Below are 14,861 nucleotides of genomic sequence, written 5' to 3'. Positions count from 1 at the left end.
GCGATATGCGATCATCGATGCGCTTTTCCCCATCCATCCCATCTCGCGGAGCCTCAGCCATGCTCGACGACCAGCCGACGATCGAAATCGAAACCGGCCCCAACCCCGCGTTCGCGGTGATCCTGATGCACGGCCTCGGCGCCGACGCGAACGATTTCGTGCCGCTCGTCCCCGAGCTGCGGATCGCGAACGGCCCGGCCGTGCGCTTCGTGTTCCCGAACGCGCCCGAGATCGCGGTCACCGCGAACAACGGCTATGTGATGCGCGCGTGGTACGACATCCTGTCGTTCGAGGGCGTGAACCGGCAGGTCGACGAAGCGGGAATCGACGCATCGTGCGCGACCGTGCGCGATCTGATCGACGAGCAGAACCGGCGCGGCATTCCGACATCGCGGATCTTCGTCGCGGGCTTCTCGCAGGGCGGCGCGATGACCTACACGGCGGGGCTCACGCATCGGGACGCGCTCGCGGGCCTGATCGTGCTGTCCGGCTACGTTCCGTCGCCGCGCTTCATCGACGAGCGGCTCGCCGACGCAAATCGCGCGACGCCGATCTTCGCCGCGCACGGCACCGACGACGACATCCTGCCGATCGCGCTCGGCGAGGCCGCGCGCGATTTTGCGCGCGGGAAGGGCGCGAGCGTCGACTGGCACGCGTATCCGATGCCGCATTCGGTGTGCATCGAAGAGATCGACGCGTTGCGCCAATGGCTGCATGCGCGGATCGCGGCGCTGCACGCGGCGTAATCGCTCCCTTTGCGCTGCGAAGCACGTGCGGCAGCAAGCGGCATGACGCGGCCGTCCACGTCATGCACCCGTCGCCGACGTGTTGCGCGGCGGGGCATGTCGCCGCGCGACGCATCCGATCGGCGGCCGGCGCTTGCAAGGTCGGGCTCGGGCGAATCGCGGAGCGTCCGGCGCAACTGCAAGATCGCGGCAGCAAGATCGCGAGTAAGCCGCCGGAGCTCGCACAACCGGGCGCATCGATGACATCCGCCGCGCCGCGCTCGCGCGAGACGTTCGAGCTCGAGCGCGCGTCAGGCGCGCTTGCGGCCGCCGTTGGCGCGAAGCCGCGGCCCGTCCGGGCGACGCCGTGACCGCGCCGATCGAACGGGCAGGCGCGCCATGAGCACCACGAGCGCCACGAACGTCACGGATGCGAATAGAAGCTGTCGCGCTGCGCGCTGCGGGCGCGGCGGTGCGTCCGGTGGTGCTTCTTGCGGTGCACGGAATGCCGATGCGGCTTGGCCTGATGCGTGCGCGCCTGAGCGGGTGCCGAGGCAGGCTGGGACGTGACGCCCGTCGGCGTCGTGCCGCCTTCGTCGAAGTGGTAGGTCTGTGTTTGGGCATGCGCGGCGGGTAGCGCGAAGCAGAAGGCGGCGACGCACGGCAGGAAGCGTTTCATGGCGACTCCGGAAAAAAGCGACGTGCCCAGCATACTGCAGCCGCGCGGCATCGTTCCATCGTCCGATCGTCATATTCGCGTCGCGCGCCCGCGCGTGTTGGCGATGCCGGAACGATGCCCGGCGACGTTTTGACGGACAGCGTCGGTCGCATGCCACGTGACACAAAGGTTCGCGCACAAGGATATGACGTCGTCAGCGAGAATCTGTTGCGGCAACGTGAACGCAGCGAATCGCGCCGCGAGTGCGACAAACCGGTCGCCCCCGCGCGTATCCGGCGGCAGAGCCGCCGTACGCCACGTGCTTCGCACCGCCGCCGCGTTCCCGAATTCCCGCATTCCGGGCGCCGAACGAGCCGAGCATCCTGCCCGGCGACGCGCATCGCCGGCCAGGCGGGAGCGGCCCGCACGAGCGCCGATCCCGCGCGGCGGCCGGCTAGCGCGCGTCGCCGCGCGGCCCGGCCGCCGCCGTCAGGCCTTCGCCCACGGTCCGCCCGCGGTCGGCACGTCGCCCTGCGTCCACCATTTCGCGCAGTACTTCGCACCCTGATACATCACGCACGCGCCGCCCGGATACGCGGTCGTCGCGGACCACGCGGGCGAGTTGCCGCCGACCGGCTTCCACACCGACGACTGCCCCGGAATGTCGCCCTGCGTCCACCATTGCGCCTGATAGGTCGTGCCCTGATACGTGACCGTCGCGCCTGCCGTGTAGACCTGCGTCGGCGACCACGGCGCGCCCGGCTGCGGCTTGCCGCCGCCATCCGAGCCGCCGCCGTAGTTCGGGTCCTGCGTGACGCCCGAGCCCCAGTGCGCGCCCAGTTGCTTGAAGATCGACGAGAACGCGTACGGCTGCTGCGCGACGCCCGAGCAGATCGGCGATGCATACTGCGAGCCGCCGTCGCACGGCTTGTCGCGCGTGATCGACCAGATGCCGACGAAGCCGTAGCTGTTGTTCGCGACCACCGTCTGCACGCTCTGCGCGTTCGCGAGCGTGAAGGTCTCGCCCTGCACGTCGTTCACGCCGATCATCGGCGTCACGCCGACGAGCTGCTTGAGTTGCGCGTCGGTCTGCGGCTGGCCGACCGATTTGTACGCGGTGTCGAGCTGCGAATAGAGGCCCTGCGCGGCGCTGATCGCGGCCGCGCCCATGTCGATGCCGGAGGGGCCGTAGTCCATCGTCATGATGTTCACCGCATCGAGCGCCACCTTGTTCGCGAGCGCCGCGTTCAGCACGTTCAGGCCGTCCTGGACGAGCCCCGTCGGCATCGCCGGCAGCGTGAGCGTCACGTGCAGCGGCTTGCCTTTCGCCGCGTAGTCGGCCTGCAATTGCGCGACCGCCTGGAAGTTGCGCGCGACGGCCGCCGAATCCTGCTGCGACGCGCCTTCGATGTCGAAGTCGACATGCGTGAGGCTGTACGTGTCGATCACGGTCTGATACGCGCTCTTCAGCGCGGCCACGCTCGAGCAGGCCTGCATCAGCGGCAGGCCGGCCGCGCCGCCGAACGACACCGCGACGTCGCCGCCCTTGGCGCGATAGTTCGACACCGACGTCGCGATCGTGTTGAGCAGGTCGCCCGTCGCGCCGTTGCCGATCGACTGCACGCCGCCCCACGACGGCGCGCACTGGTTGCCGCCCGATACGACGAAGGCGAGCATGAATTGCTGGATGCCTTGCTGCACGCCGATCTGGTCGACGAGCGGCGTCGGATAAAGCGTCACGTCGACGTACGGCGCGTAAGCGCTCGCCGCGTGCGACGCGCCCGCGGCCGCGAGAAGACAGCCCGCCGCGATCGCGCGCGGGACGATGCGTGACGACATGCTGAAGTTCATTGTTCTCTCCATGTTGATGGGTGGATATGCTGGCCTGCATATCGCCGTCGCGCCGCCGCGCTCGATGGGCGGTCGGCGTTTCGGCTCGCACATCATGGAGGAATCGTCCGCATTATGGAATCGTTAGTCGTTCTTTTTATTATTCGGATTCAAGGTTTGGCGAGCGACTTGATTCGCGATCCGAAATGATCGCGCGCATTGAGCGCAGCGATGCGATCGCGGCGCGGACTGCATGCGCGCCGCGCCCGGTTCGTCGCGCGCAGCGCGACACGCGATGCGCGCCGCTTCACTCCGCTTCGGGATCAGCGATACCAGCGCGGCGTGTACACCCATTCGCGCGCGCCGTCGCGCATGATGCGCCGCGTCGTCGACGAGCCGACGATCACCATCGTGCGCATGTCGACCTGCTGCGAGGACAGCGCGCCGAGCGTCGTCGTCGCGAGCGTCGCGCCGGGGCGGCCGATGTCGCGCCCGAGCACGACGACCGTGTCCGGCGCGCGATGCCGGCGCACGATGTCGAGCGCGCGATCGAACTGCACGGGCCGCGCGCGCGACACCGGGTTGTAGAACGCGAGCGCGAAATCGGCGGCGGCCGCGCAATCGATGCGTTTTTCGATGATCGCCCACGGCTTCAGGTTGTCCGACAGCGAGATCAGGCAGAAGTCGTGGCCGAGCGGCGCGCCCGCTTCGGCCGCCGTCGCGAGCGCGGCCGACACGCCGGGCACGACGTCGAGCTCGACGGCCGACCAGCGCACATCGTCCGATCCGTCGAGCGCTTCGAGCACGGCCGCCGCCATCGCGAACACGCCGGGGTCGCCCGACGACACGACCGCGACACGCCGGCCTTGCGCGGCGAGCTCGAACGCATGCCGCGCGCGCTGCAGCTCTTCTCGGTTGTCGGACAGGTGCAACTGCTGATCCGCGCGGAACGGGCCCGCCATGTTCACGTAGGTCGCGTAGCCGACGACGTCGGTCGCATCGGCGAGCGCCGCGCGTGCGGCGGGCGTCATCAGGTCGGCGCGGCCGGGGCCGAGGCCGAGCACCGTGAGGCGGCCGCGCGCGGTGCCGAGCGTGTCGGCGTCGACGGGCGCGTCGGCGACGGCGATCGCGACGCCGGGCGATGTCGAATCGGCGTGCGGCATGCTGACGCGGCGGCTCGCGAGCGAGGCGGGCAGCGCGGCGTCGAGCACGCCGGCGGCGTCCTGCGCGGCCGTCTCGACGAAGCGCAGCGGCACGCGCAGCGCGCGAGCCGCGTCGGTCAGCGCGGGATCGGCGATGCGACGCGCCGGCGCGACGACGGCCGCGAGCGCGAGCGGCGCGAAGTCGTGCGCGGCGAGCGTCGCGACGACGCGCGCGGCGAGCGGCGGCAGGCCCGGCGTCGCGGCGTGCGCGGTTGCGCCCGAGCGCGGTGCATCCGGGTGCGCCGTCGGGCTGCGATCCGACGCGCCGCATGCGCTGCCGTCGCCCGCGCAGCCCTCGTCGCCGAACGCGAAGACGACGCTGCGCGGATGAATCAGCAACTCGCGCGCATCGCCGCGCGGCGCATGCGGCGTGATCCGGATCACGCGCGCCGCGTGTGCGTCGCGCGGCAGCGCGACGCCGTCGAGCCACGTCGCGTCGCCGTCGACGCGCGTGCTTTCGCCCGCGAGCAGATCGGACACGAAGCGCTTGCCCGCGTCGAGATCGGCGAGCGCGTAGCCTTCGGGCGGATTCAGCACGCATGCGCCGAAGCGCAGCTCGCCGCTCGTCGTGATCGCGGCCGCAACGCCGAGCGCGCCGGCGATCTCGCGCGCGAGCACGTTCGCGCCCGCGAGGCCGCCCAGCAGCGGCACGACCGCGCTGCCGTCCTCGGCGACCGCGAGCACGGGCGGCTCCGCGCCCTTGTCGGCGAGGCACGGCGCGACGCAGCGAATCGCGATGCCGGCCGCGAAGAGCGCGACGATCGGCGCGCCGCGCGCATACAGCTCGCGCAGGTGCGGACCGAGCTCGGCGAACGCGACGTCGACATCGGCGCCGATGTCGAGCCGCCCCGCGAGCGCATGCACCCGCGCGCCGTCGCAGCGCGCCCGAATCCGGCGCGCGGTCTCGAGCGCGCCGGGCCCGAGTATCACGATCGCGGGCGCGGCCGTCATCCTTGCCATTTTTCCCCCGGCACGACGAGCAGCGAAAAATACGGCGACGCCATCGGATCGACGTCCGCGAGCGGCACGATCCGCTGCGCGGCCATCGTCGCGCGCTCGACGTACAGCGCGCGCCGCGCGAGCCCGAGCTCGTCGAGCACGCGGCGCACCTTGTCGAAGTTGCGGCCGAGCTTCATCACGACGGCCGCGTCGGCCTTCGCGAGGCGCTCGCGCAATTCGTCCTCGGGCAGCACGCCGGAGAGCACCGAGAGGCTCTGGTTGCGGTAGACGAGCGGCACGCCGAGCACCGCCGCGCCGCCGAGCATCGAGCACACGCCCGGCACGACTTCGGCGTCGTAGCGCGGCGCGAGGCGGTCGTGCAGGTACATGTAGGAGCCGTAGAAGAACGGATCGCCCTCGCAGATCACCGCGACGTCGCGGCCCGCGTCGAGATGCGCGGCGACGAGCGTGGCCGCCGTGTCGTAGAAATCGGCGATCACGCTTTCGTAGCAAAGGGGCGGCGGCAGCGCCTCGGTCGTCACCGGATAGACGAGCGGCAAATGCGTCTGCGCGTCGCTCAGATGCGTCTCGACGATGCCGAACGCGTTGCCTTTCTTGCCCTTCGCGACGAAATACGCGACGACGGGCGCGGCCCGCAGCACGCGCAGCGCCTTGATCGTCAGGAGTTCGGGGTCGCCCGGCCCGACGCCGAGCCCGTACAGGCGGCCGGTGTTGCGCGTCATTCGGCCTCCGAAGCGAGCGCGTTGACGGCGGCCGCGACCATCGCGCTGCCGCCGCGGCGGCCCGCGACCGCGACGAACGGCACGCCGCGGCTGTCGGCCGCGAGGAGCGCCTTCGATTCGGCCGCGCCGACGAAACCGACCGGAAAGCCGAGGATGAGGGCGGGGCGCGGCGCGCCCGCGTCGATCATGTCGAGCAGGTGAAAGAGCGCGGTCGGCGCGTTGCCGATCGCGACGATGCTGCCCGCGAGGTGCGCTCGCCACAGTTCGAGCGCGGCCGCCGAGCGCGTGTTGCCGAGCTCGCGCGCGAGCCGCGGCACGTCCGCTTCGCCGAGCGTGCAGATCACCGGGTTTGCCGCGGGCAGCCGCGCGCGCGTGATGCCTTCGGCCACCATCCGCGCGTCGCACAGAATCGGCGCGCCGGCCGCGAGCGCCGCGCGGCCCGCCGCGCCCGCGCCGTCGGAGAATCGCAGGTCGCGGACGATGTCGACCATTCCGCACGCGTGGATCACGCGCACCGCGAGTTTTTCGAGGTCGGGCGGCACGCCCGTCAAATCGGCTTCCGCGCGAATCGTCGCGAACGATTCGCGGTAGATCGCTTCGCCGTCGCGAAGGTAGTCAAGCATCCAAGTCATCCTGAGTGGGCCGCGCGCCGCGCGCGAGCGCGGCGGCGGCCTGGTCGATCGTCAGTTGGCGCGCGACGGCGCGGCCGAAGCCCGTCGCGCCGTCGCGCCGATAGAGGTCGTAGCGGCCCGCCGCGTTCGCGACGAGCGTGTGCTCGGCCGCGTGCGGCAACGCGCAGGAGCGCGCGCAGCCGCTCACGTGCACGTCGACGGGCGCGGCGAGCCGCCCGGCGAGCGCGAGCGCGTCGCCTTTGGTGTCGGCGGGCGAGCGCGCGCAGCCCGTCGAGCCCGCGCACGCGACCACGTGCGCGAGCGGCGCCGACGCGTCGCAGACGAAGCCGAGCGCGGCCAGGCGCGCCAGCGCGTCGCGCGCGGCGTCGCGCGCGACGCCGGGCAGCATCACGCCTTGCCATGGCGTGATGCGCAGCGTGCCGTCGCCGTGCGTGTCGGCGAGCGTCGCGAGCGCGTCGAGCGTGTCGGCGTCGAGCCGGCCGAGCGGCGGCTGCGCGCCGACGACGCGGCGCGCCGGGTCCCGCTCGGGGAGGATGCCGAAACGCAGCGACGCGTCGACGCGCGCGCGTCGCCAGCCGGCAAGTTCCGCGCCGCGCCGCAGCGCGAACGGCAAGCGTGCTTCGACATCCGAAAGGAACGCGTCGGGCGCGCACGTCGCGAGCAGATCGCGCATGCGCGCCGCGCCCGCCGGCGCGCGCTCGACGAAGCGCGTCACGAGCGCGCGCACGCATGCGAGCGCCTGCGCCGGCGCGACGGCGGCGAGCGCGCCGGCGTGCGGCGCGACGGGCTCGCCGTCGACGGGCGGGCAGCCGGCGAGGCCGAGCGCGAGCCATGTGTCTCCGTGTGCGTCGCGCAGCGCGGACAGCCAGATGTCGTGCGGGTGATCGAGCGCGGCGAGCCGCTCGCCGCCGTCGAGCAGCACCGAGAACTTCGGCGACAGCGCGGCGCAGCGCGGCTCGGTCTGCAGCATGTCGAGAAGGCGCGCGGCGAGCGCGGCGCTGTCGACGAGCGCGTGCGGATCGCGGCCGGCCGTCGGGCTCAGCATCACGTTACGCACGTCATCGCGCGCGGCGACGCATGCATCGAGCGACGCGGCGGGCAGGCCGTCCGCGAGCGGCCCGAGCCCCGCGTCGATCAGCGCGCGGCTCGCGCGCGCTTCGCTGCCCGCCTTCACGCCGCGCAACTGCAGGTTCGCGCGATTGGTCGCCTCGATCACGCCCGAGCCGAACGCGCGCGCGACGGCCGCCACCGCGCGCGCCTGCGCAGCGCGAAGCGCGCCGCCCGGCAGCTTGATCCGGCACAGGCCGCCGTCGCGCGCGGCGACGATGCGCACGAGCCCCGGGCACGCGCTCGCGGCGCGAGCGGCGTCGGAAGAAAAAACGGCGGCGGAAGGGTTCAACGGCGCTCCGGATCAGGCGTCGCGCGGCGGCCCGAGCCGGCCGGTCCGCGCGGGATGCGCACGGGCGGCGGGCTGCGGCATCGGTACACCCCGCCCGATGTTGGATGGCACGAACGAAACGTCCCGGCAGGTCTCCTGGCTGGCAGGTCGTCATCCGCAGCGGGCCTTCCCGGCGGCCGCGGGTGGGCGGCGTGACCAGTGGCGTGGATCGGATGCGGACTCGCTGCTCACAGTTGCGGGGGCAGCCGCAGCGGCGCGGCGCGCCCTGCGTTCCCTCTTGGGCCCCGTGGGGCGCCGGTCGACGGACGCTGTATTATGCCTTTTTTCGTGACGTCCGAGCGCGGGATGCGCTGCGCGGGCGACGCTTTCAGGATCGACAGGAACACGATGGAGTACGACGGATGACCGCGTGGCTGACGGTGGTGGGCATCGGCGACGACGGATACGCGGGGCTCGGCAGGAGCGCGCGGCGCGCGCTCGCCGAGGCGGCGGTGGTGATGGGCGGCGAGCGGCATCTGGCGATGCTGCCGGCGCGGCGTGGGGCCGAGCGCGCGCCGTGGCCGAAGCCGTTCGATCTCGCGCCGCTCCTCGCGCGGCGTCCGGCGCGCGTGTGCGTGCTCGCGAGCGGCGACCCGATGCTGTTCGGCGTCGGCGCGACGCTCGCGCGCGCGCTCGCGCCGCACGAATGGCGCGTGCTGCCCGCGCCGTCGTCGCTGTCGCTCGCGGCCGCGCGCGTCGGCTGGGCGTTGCAGGACGTCGACGCGGTGTCGCTCGTCGGCCGCCCGCTCGCGTCGCTCAATCGGCATTTGTATCCGGGCCGGCGTCTCATCGTGCTGAGCGCGGACGGCGCGACGCCCGCCGCGCTCGCGCTCGCGCTCGCCGCGCGCGGCTTCGGGCCGAGCGCGATGACCGTGTTCGAGCATCTCGGCGGCCCGCTCGAGCGGCGCATCGACGCGCGCGCCGACGCGTGGGGCGACGCGCGAACGGCGGCGCTCAACCTCGTCGCGATCGAATGCCGCGCATGCCCCGCGCGCGCCGACGCGCCGCGCCTCGCGCTCACGCCGGGCCTGCCCGACGACGCGTACCGCCACGACGGCCAGCTGACCAAGCGCGATCTGCGCGCGCTCGCGCTCGCACGGCTTGCGCCCGCGCCCGGCGAATTGCTGTGGGACGTCGGCGCGGGCTCAGGGTCGATCGGCATCGAATGGATGCGCGCGCATCCGAGCTGCCGGACGATCGCGATCGAAGCGCATCCGGAGCGGCAGCGCTTCATCGAGCACAACCGCGACGCGCTCGGCGTGCCGGCGCTCGAGCTCGTCGCGGGCCGCGCGCCTGACGCGCTCGCGGGCCTGCCCGCGCCCGACGCGGTGTTCGTCGGCGGCGGCGTGAGCCGCGACGGCGTGCTCGACGCGTGCTGGGCCGGCCTGAAGCCCGGCGGCCGTTTCGTCGCGCACGCGGTGACGCTGCAGGGCGAGGCGGCGCTCGTCGCGTGGCGCGAGCGGCACGGCGGCGCGCTCATGCGCGTATCGGTCGCGCACGCGCAGCCGCTCGGCGGCTTCGACGCGTGGCGGCAGGCGCTGCCCGTCACGCTGTACGACGCGCGCAAGCCGCGCGACGCGCAGCCGGAGCACGGGTGATGCGCGACGAAACGCCCGAGCAGCCGGCACCGCTGCGCTTCGGCTACACGACGGGCAGTTGCGCGACCGCAACGTCGCTCGCGGCCGCGCGCCTGTTGCTGAGCGCTCAGGCGAGCGACCTGGTCGAGATCGTGTTGCCGAAGGGGCAGCGCGTCGCGATGCGCCTCGAGTTCTGCCGCGTGACGGGTGACGGCGGCGCCGAGGCGGGCACGATCAAGGACGCGGGCGACGACCCGGACGTCACGCACGGCGCGCTCGTGTTCGCGCGCGTGAAGCTCGCCCACGAGCCGGGCGTGCGCTTTCACGCGGCGCCGGGCGTCGGCACGGTCACGCGCGCGGGGCTCACGATCCCGATCGGCGAACCGGCGATCAACCCGGTGCCGCGCCGGATGATGGCGGAGCACCTCGCCGCGCTCGCGGCCGAGCACGGTTACGCGGGCGGCTTCGACGTGTCGATCGGCGTCGAGAACGGCGAGGCGCTCGCATTGAAGACGATGAACCCGCGCCTCGGGATCGTCGGCGGCCTGTCGATCCTCGGCACGACGGGCATCGTGCGGCCGTTCTCGTGTTCCGCGTACATCGCGTCGATTCATCAGGGGATCGACGTCGCGCGCGCGAACGGCGTGTCGCACATCGCCGCGTGCACCGGCAACGCGAGCGAGGACGCGGTGCGCGCGCGCTACGGCCTGCCCGACATCGCGCTCATCGAAATGGGCGACTTCGCGGGCGCGGTGCTCAAGTATCTGCGCCGCGCGCGCGTCGCGCGGCTCACGCTGTGCGGCGGCTTCGGCAAGCTCAGCAAGCTCGCCGCGGGGCACCTCGATCTGCACAGCCGCCATTCGAGCATCGACTTGCCGCTCCTTGCCGAGTGGGCGGGCGAAGCGGGCGCGAGCGCCGTGCTGCAGCACGAGATCCGCGCGGCGAACACGAGCCAGCAGGCGTTGGCGCTCGCGCTCGCGCACCACGTGCCGCTCGGCGACATCGTGTGCGCGCACGCGCGCCGCGTCGCGCGCGATATCGTGCCCGACGAGGTCGACGTCGAAGTGCTCGCGATCGATCGAGCGGGCCGCATCGTCGGCGTCGCGCCATGAGCGCGCGCCGCGTGTTGCTGCTCGGCGGCACGGGCGACGCGCTGCGCGTCGCGCGCACGCTCGCGCCGCGCGACGTGTACAGCCTCGTGGGCCTCGGCAAGGTGCCGGACGATCTGGCGTGCGACGTGCGCGTCGGCGGCTTCGGCGGCGCCGACGGGCTCGCGCGCCATCTGCGCGAGCACGCGATCGCGCTCGTCGTCGACGCGACGCATCCGTTCGCCGCGCGAATCAGCGCGAACGCGGCCGCCGCGTGCCGCGCGGCGGGCGTGCGGTACTGGGCGCTGCGCCGTGCGCCGTGGCGGCCGCAGCCCGGCGACGACTGGCGCGGCGTCGCCGATTGGCACGGCGTCGCCGCCGCGATCGCGCCGTTCGCGCGGCCGCTGTTCACGCTCGGGCGCGAGCCGCTCGCGCATCTCGACGAGATTGCTCCGCATCAGCACTGGCTCGTGCGCTGCCTCGACGCGCATCCCGGCAACGCGCGCGCGCACGTGCTCGCCGCGCGCGGGCCGTTCTCGGCCGACGGCGAGCGCGTGCTCTTCGCGACAGCCGGAATCGACGTGGTCGTCAGCAAGAACAGCGGCGGCGCGGCGACCGAGGCGAAGCTCGACGTCGCCCGCGAGCGGGGCATTCCCGTCGTGATGGTCGAGCGGCCGGCGCTGCCCGACGCGGATCGCGAATTCGGCGACACGGCCGCGCTCGTCGACGCGTTGCGCACGTTTCGTGCAATTCGCGCGTCGTGACGGGCCGCGTGTGCGGTACGCTCGCGCGTCGACGCGGGGCCGGCATGATGATCGAAGACGGCGGGCCGGATGTCCCGCGGGCCGCACGCGCCGGGCCGAGTTGCGTGCGCGGCGAGGCGTCATCAAAGCGGGACAGGTCGCGTAGGCGAGAAGAGCGACGAAAGTGACGAAAGTGACGAAAGTGACGAAAGTGACGAAAGCGGGCTGCCCGAGCGATGCGCGCAATGCGCGAGAACGCGCCCCGCGGCGCGCGCATCGCATCCTCGAATCGAATCATCGAATGACGGAGTATCTTGAATGACGGTGTATTTCATCGGCGCGGGTCCGGGCGATCCCGAGCTGATCACGGTGAAGGGCCAGCGCCTCGTGCGCAGTTGCCCGGTGATCCTGTACGCGGGCTCGCTCGTGCCGGCCGCGGTGCTCGACGGCCATCGCGCCGAACTCGTCGTGAACACGGCGGAGCTCGATCTCGATGCGATCGTCGCGCTGCTCGCTCAGGCGCACGCGAACGGGCAGGACGTCGCGCGCGTGCATTCCGGCGATCCGTCGCTGTACGGCGCGATCGGCGAGCAGATGCGCCGGCTCGCCGCGCTCCGGATTCCTTACGAGATCGTGCCCGGCGTGACCGCGACGGCCGCGTGCGCGGCGGCGCTCGGCGTCGAGCTGACGCTGCCGGGCGTCGCGCAGACCGTGATCCTCACGCGCTACGCGGGCAAGACGACGATGCCCGAAGGCGAGTCGCTCGCGAGCCTCGCCGCGCACCGCGCGACGCTCGCGATCCATCTCGGCGTGCGGCATCTCGCGCGAATCGTCGACGACGCGCTGCCGCACTACGGCGCCGATTGTCCTGTGGCCGTGATCTACCGTGCGAGCTGGCCCGACGAGGAGCGCGTGACGGGCACGCTCGCCGACATCGTCGACAAGGTCGCCGGCACGCCAATCGAGCGCACCGCGCTGATCCTGATCGGGCGCGTGCTCGACGCGCAAGGGTTCGACGAGTCGACGCTCTACGCGAAAGGGTGAGGACGGCGGCGCTCGGCGCAGGTCAGCATATCGGCAAGCGCCGGCGTGCGCAGGCATGCGGCGATTGCGCGCGTCGAGCGCGCGAACGGGCATGCAAGAGGCAAGGCAAGCTTGGGGCGGCACGCGCATCGATGCCGAATCCGACATCGATTCCTGCATCGACTCCGCCCCCCGACGCCGATGCGACCGTCGCTGCGCGAAGCGCGGGCTCGAACGCGTCGGCGACACATCGCGATCCACGCGCGGCGTCCCGCATCGAACCGAGCGCGAAATATCAGATGCCGAAGCGCGGCGTCGCCCGTGTTCGCGTGAACGACGCTCCGCCGCCGGCGCATCCGCGCGAGCGCTTCAATGCGATCGCAAAGCCGGCGTCACGACGTCGACCGGCTCGCTTTCGTTCCAGAGACGATCGAGCGCGGTGACGACGTAGCGGTAGTCGCGATCGGCGTGCGCGGTGATGTCGACATAATCGGTTCCCCGAACCGTCGCGAGCAAATGGCGCGCGTCGTGGTCGTCGCACATGTCTTGCCGTCCCGTCTCGTGGCGATAGACCGCGTAAGACGCCGCCGCATTCGAGCGCGGCTTCCATCGCAGCCGCACGCCGTCCGGCGTGCGTTGCGCACGGAGATCCTCAGCGGGCGGCGGCGGCGCTCCGTCGAGCGGGCGCATCGCCGGCACGAGCGCCGGCCGCGAATACCAGGTGCGGTTCACGCGCGTCGTCGCGCCGAGCCGGTCCGCGCGCACGTCCTTCGCGGAAAAGTAGACGTCGCCCTTCACCTCGGGCACGGTGAGATTGAACGCCAGATGATTGCTCAGCTCGGCCGGATCGGACCAGCCCGGCGATTGATTCGACGTGCCGACCTTGTACGCCGCCTGCCCGATGTACAAGTGCACGTCGCGGCCGCGCGCCTCGTTCGCCCACCACGACACCACCTTGTCGTAGTCGGCGGGTGCGAAGCCTTGCGCCCAGTACACCTGCGGGACGACGTAATCGATCCAGCGCTCGCGCAGCCATCGGCGCGTATCCGCATACAGGTCGTCATAGGTCTGCACGGCAGCCGACGTCTGCGAGCCCTGCGGATCGGTGGCCGCGTTGCGCCAGACCGCGAACGGCGAGATTCCGAACTTCACCCACGGCTTCGCGGCCTTGATGCGATGCGCGAGCGCTTCGACGAGCCGATCGACGTTGTCGCGGCGCCAGTCGGCGAGCGTCGGGAAGCCCGCGCCGTATCGAGCGTAGGCCGACGCATCGTCGAACGTCTCGCCCGCGACCGGATACGGGTAGAAATAGTCGTCGAGATGCACGCCGTCGATATCGTAGCGGCCGACGGCGTCCATGATCGCGTCGACGACGAACGCGCGCGCGGCCGGCACGCCCGGGTTGTAGTACAGTTTCCCGCCGTAGCGAACGACCCAGTCCGGGTGCTGGCGGGCCGGATGCGTCGCGACGAGCGCGTCGATGCGCTCGTCCATCGCGATGCGATACGGATTGAACCATGCGTGCAGCTCGAGATTGCGCCGATGCGCTTCGGCAACCGCGAACGCGAGCGGATCGTAGCCGGGGTCGCCGCCTTGCGCGCCCGTCAGATATTTCGACCACGGCTCGAACGGCGACGGCCAGAATGCGTCCGCGGTCGGGCGAACCTGGAGGATCACGGCATTTCGATTCATGCGGGCCGCGTCGTCGAGCCACGCGCGCAGCTCGGCCTCCTGGTCGGCGACGGACAGGCCCGGGCGGGACGGCCAGTCGATGTTGATCACCGATGCGATCCACGTACCGCGGAACTGCCGCTTCGGCATCGTCTCGTCGGGCCGGCACGCGACGTCGGGCGCGGCGCTCGCCGGCGCCGCGAACGCGCCGGCGGACACCACGAGCGCGGCCGCGGCGAAATGACGGAATCGAGTCGACATCATGGGCATTTCCTTGGCCGGATCGGCGCGTTGGGGTCGTGACGTTCAATAGGGACCGTGGCGTGCCGTACGAGTTCCGGCTCGGGCAAAGCGCGATCCGTGCGGCCGATGCGCGGGCGCGCTCGGGATCGGGCCGGCGGCAGCTCGAGCATGAACAGGCACGCGCGCTTCGCGGCGAAGATGTGCGCGGCCGATTTGAGGAGGGCGCATCGCAGGCGTTCGCCGCCGTGCGATCGGGCCGCGCGACGCGACATGGCCGCATTCGCGCATGTCAGCATGCGTAGTTCATCGGCGCGACGAACGCGCGCCATGCGTCGATTCGTAGTTTCGT

Annotated in this window: 15 protein-coding genes and 1 riboswitch; of the genes, 7 read left to right on the top strand and 8 right to left on the bottom strand. The window is 72.1% G+C overall.

Annotated elements, in window-relative coordinates; translation table 11 throughout:
* The first annotated feature begins 59 nt into the window (after positions 1–59).
* Positions 60–746 (top strand): alpha/beta hydrolase, encoded by a 687-nt coding sequence (locus X946_RS00580; RefSeq protein ID WP_038743043.1) that lies wholly within the window; start codon positions 60–62, stop codon positions 744–746.
* 403 nt (positions 747–1,149) lie between these two features.
* Here the strand turns inward: X946_RS00580 and X946_RS00570 are convergent, their stop codons facing one another.
* The gene (locus tag X946_RS00570; RefSeq protein ID WP_038743039.1) at positions 1,150–1,404 is read right to left on the bottom strand and encodes a hypothetical protein; all 255 of its coding nucleotides are present in this window, start codon (positions 1,402–1,404) and stop codon (positions 1,150–1,152) included.
* Here X946_RS00570 and X946_RS36520 point away from each other — a divergent pair.
* A complete protein-coding gene (locus X946_RS36520) occupies positions 1,403–1,537 on the top strand; it encodes a hypothetical protein (RefSeq protein ID WP_257789108.1) in 135 nt (44 codons plus the stop codon). The genes X946_RS00570 and X946_RS36520 overlap by 2 nt on opposite strands.
* A 335-nt stretch (positions 1,538–1,872) precedes the next feature.
* Here the strand turns inward: X946_RS36520 and X946_RS00565 are convergent, their stop codons facing one another.
* Positions 1,873–3,234 (bottom strand): chitinase, encoded by a 1,362-nt coding sequence (locus X946_RS00565; protein WP_038743037.1) that lies wholly within the window; start codon positions 3,232–3,234, stop codon positions 1,873–1,875.
* Here X946_RS00565 and X946_RS35575 point away from each other — a divergent pair.
* Positions 3,221–3,361, top strand: a complete 141-nt coding sequence (locus X946_RS35575) for a hypothetical protein (protein WP_162836166.1) — start codon at positions 3,221–3,223, stop codon at positions 3,359–3,361. The two genes, X946_RS00565 and X946_RS35575, sit on opposite strands and share 14 nt — an antisense overlap.
* Positions 3,362–3,536: 175 nt before the next feature.
* Here the strand turns inward: X946_RS35575 and cobJ are convergent, their stop codons facing one another.
* Genes cobJ through cobG form a run of 4 tightly spaced genes read right to left on the bottom strand, consistent with a single transcriptional unit; the run spans position 3,537 to position 8,128 of the window.
* Complete coding sequence (gene cobJ / locus X946_RS00560; protein WP_038743035.1) at positions 3,537–5,366, bottom strand: precorrin-3B C(17)-methyltransferase; 1,830 nt, start codon at positions 5,364–5,366, stop codon at positions 3,537–3,539.
* Positions 5,363–6,097: a precorrin-2 C(20)-methyltransferase gene (locus X946_RS00555; RefSeq protein WP_038743034.1), complete on the bottom strand. Its 735-nt coding sequence runs from the start codon at positions 6,095–6,097 to the stop codon at positions 5,363–5,365. The genes cobJ and X946_RS00555 overlap by 4 nt, the downstream gene beginning before the upstream one ends.
* Positions 6,094–6,720, bottom strand: a complete 627-nt coding sequence (locus X946_RS00550) for a precorrin-8X methylmutase (protein ID WP_038743032.1) — start codon at positions 6,718–6,720, stop codon at positions 6,094–6,096. Before X946_RS00550 ends, X946_RS00555 begins: the two co-directional genes overlap by 4 nt.
* Positions 6,713–8,128 carry a precorrin-3B synthase gene (cobG, locus tag X946_RS00545; RefSeq protein ID WP_038743030.1) on the bottom strand — a complete coding sequence of 472 codons (1,416 nt, stop codon included), beginning with the start codon at positions 8,126–8,128 and terminating at the stop codon, positions 6,713–6,715. Before cobG ends, X946_RS00550 begins: the two co-directional genes overlap by 8 nt.
* A gap of 108 nt (positions 8,129–8,236) precedes the next feature.
* Positions 8,237–8,444, bottom strand: a riboswitch (cobalamin riboswitch).
* An 85-nt stretch (positions 8,445–8,529) separates the two neighbouring features.
* On the opposite strand from cobG, the gene X946_RS00540 reads away from it, so the two are divergent.
* The 4 genes from X946_RS00540 (at position 8,530) to cobM (ending at position 12,619) form a co-directional block, all read left to right on the top strand.
* The gene (locus X946_RS00540; RefSeq protein ID WP_038743028.1) at positions 8,530–9,765 is read left to right on the top strand and encodes a bifunctional cobalt-precorrin-7 (C(5))-methyltransferase/cobalt-precorrin-6B (C(15))-methyltransferase; all 1,236 of its coding nucleotides are present in this window, start codon (positions 8,530–8,532) and stop codon (positions 9,763–9,765) included.
* Positions 9,765–10,856, top strand: coding sequence for a cobalt-precorrin-5B (C(1))-methyltransferase (locus X946_RS00535; RefSeq protein ID WP_081989241.1), 1,092 nt, complete (start codon positions 9,765–9,767; stop codon positions 10,854–10,856). Before X946_RS00540 ends, X946_RS00535 begins: the two co-directional genes overlap by 1 nt.
* A complete protein-coding gene (locus X946_RS00530; RefSeq protein WP_038743022.1) occupies positions 10,853–11,596 on the top strand; it encodes a cobalt-precorrin-6A reductase in 744 nt (247 codons plus the stop codon). The genes X946_RS00535 and X946_RS00530 overlap by 4 nt, the downstream gene beginning before the upstream one ends.
* 297 nt (positions 11,597–11,893) lie before the next feature.
* A complete protein-coding gene (cobM, locus tag X946_RS00525; RefSeq protein WP_038743020.1) occupies positions 11,894–12,619 on the top strand; it encodes a precorrin-4 C(11)-methyltransferase in 726 nt (241 codons plus the stop codon).
* Positions 12,620–12,967: 348 nt separating this feature from the next.
* Here the strand turns inward: cobM and X946_RS00520 are convergent, their stop codons facing one another.
* Both X946_RS00520 and X946_RS32925 read right to left on the bottom strand, forming a co-directional pair.
* A complete protein-coding gene (locus X946_RS00520; protein WP_038743018.1) occupies positions 12,968–14,533 on the bottom strand; it encodes a glycoside hydrolase family 10 protein in 1,566 nt (521 codons plus the stop codon).
* On the bottom strand, positions 14,530–14,841 hold the full coding sequence (locus tag X946_RS32925; RefSeq protein ID WP_145986770.1) for a hypothetical protein: 312 nt from the start codon (positions 14,839–14,841) through the stop codon (positions 14,530–14,532). Before X946_RS32925 ends, X946_RS00520 begins: the two co-directional genes overlap by 4 nt.
* Between the last annotated feature and the right edge of the window lie 20 nt (positions 14,842–14,861).

The organism is Burkholderia sp. ABCPW 111, from assembly GCF_000773065.1.
Classification (GTDB): Bacteria; Pseudomonadota; Gammaproteobacteria; order Burkholderiales; family Burkholderiaceae; genus Burkholderia; species Burkholderia savannae.
Note: the sequence above shows the minus strand (reverse complement) of the source record. Positions and strands in the feature narration are given on the sequence as shown.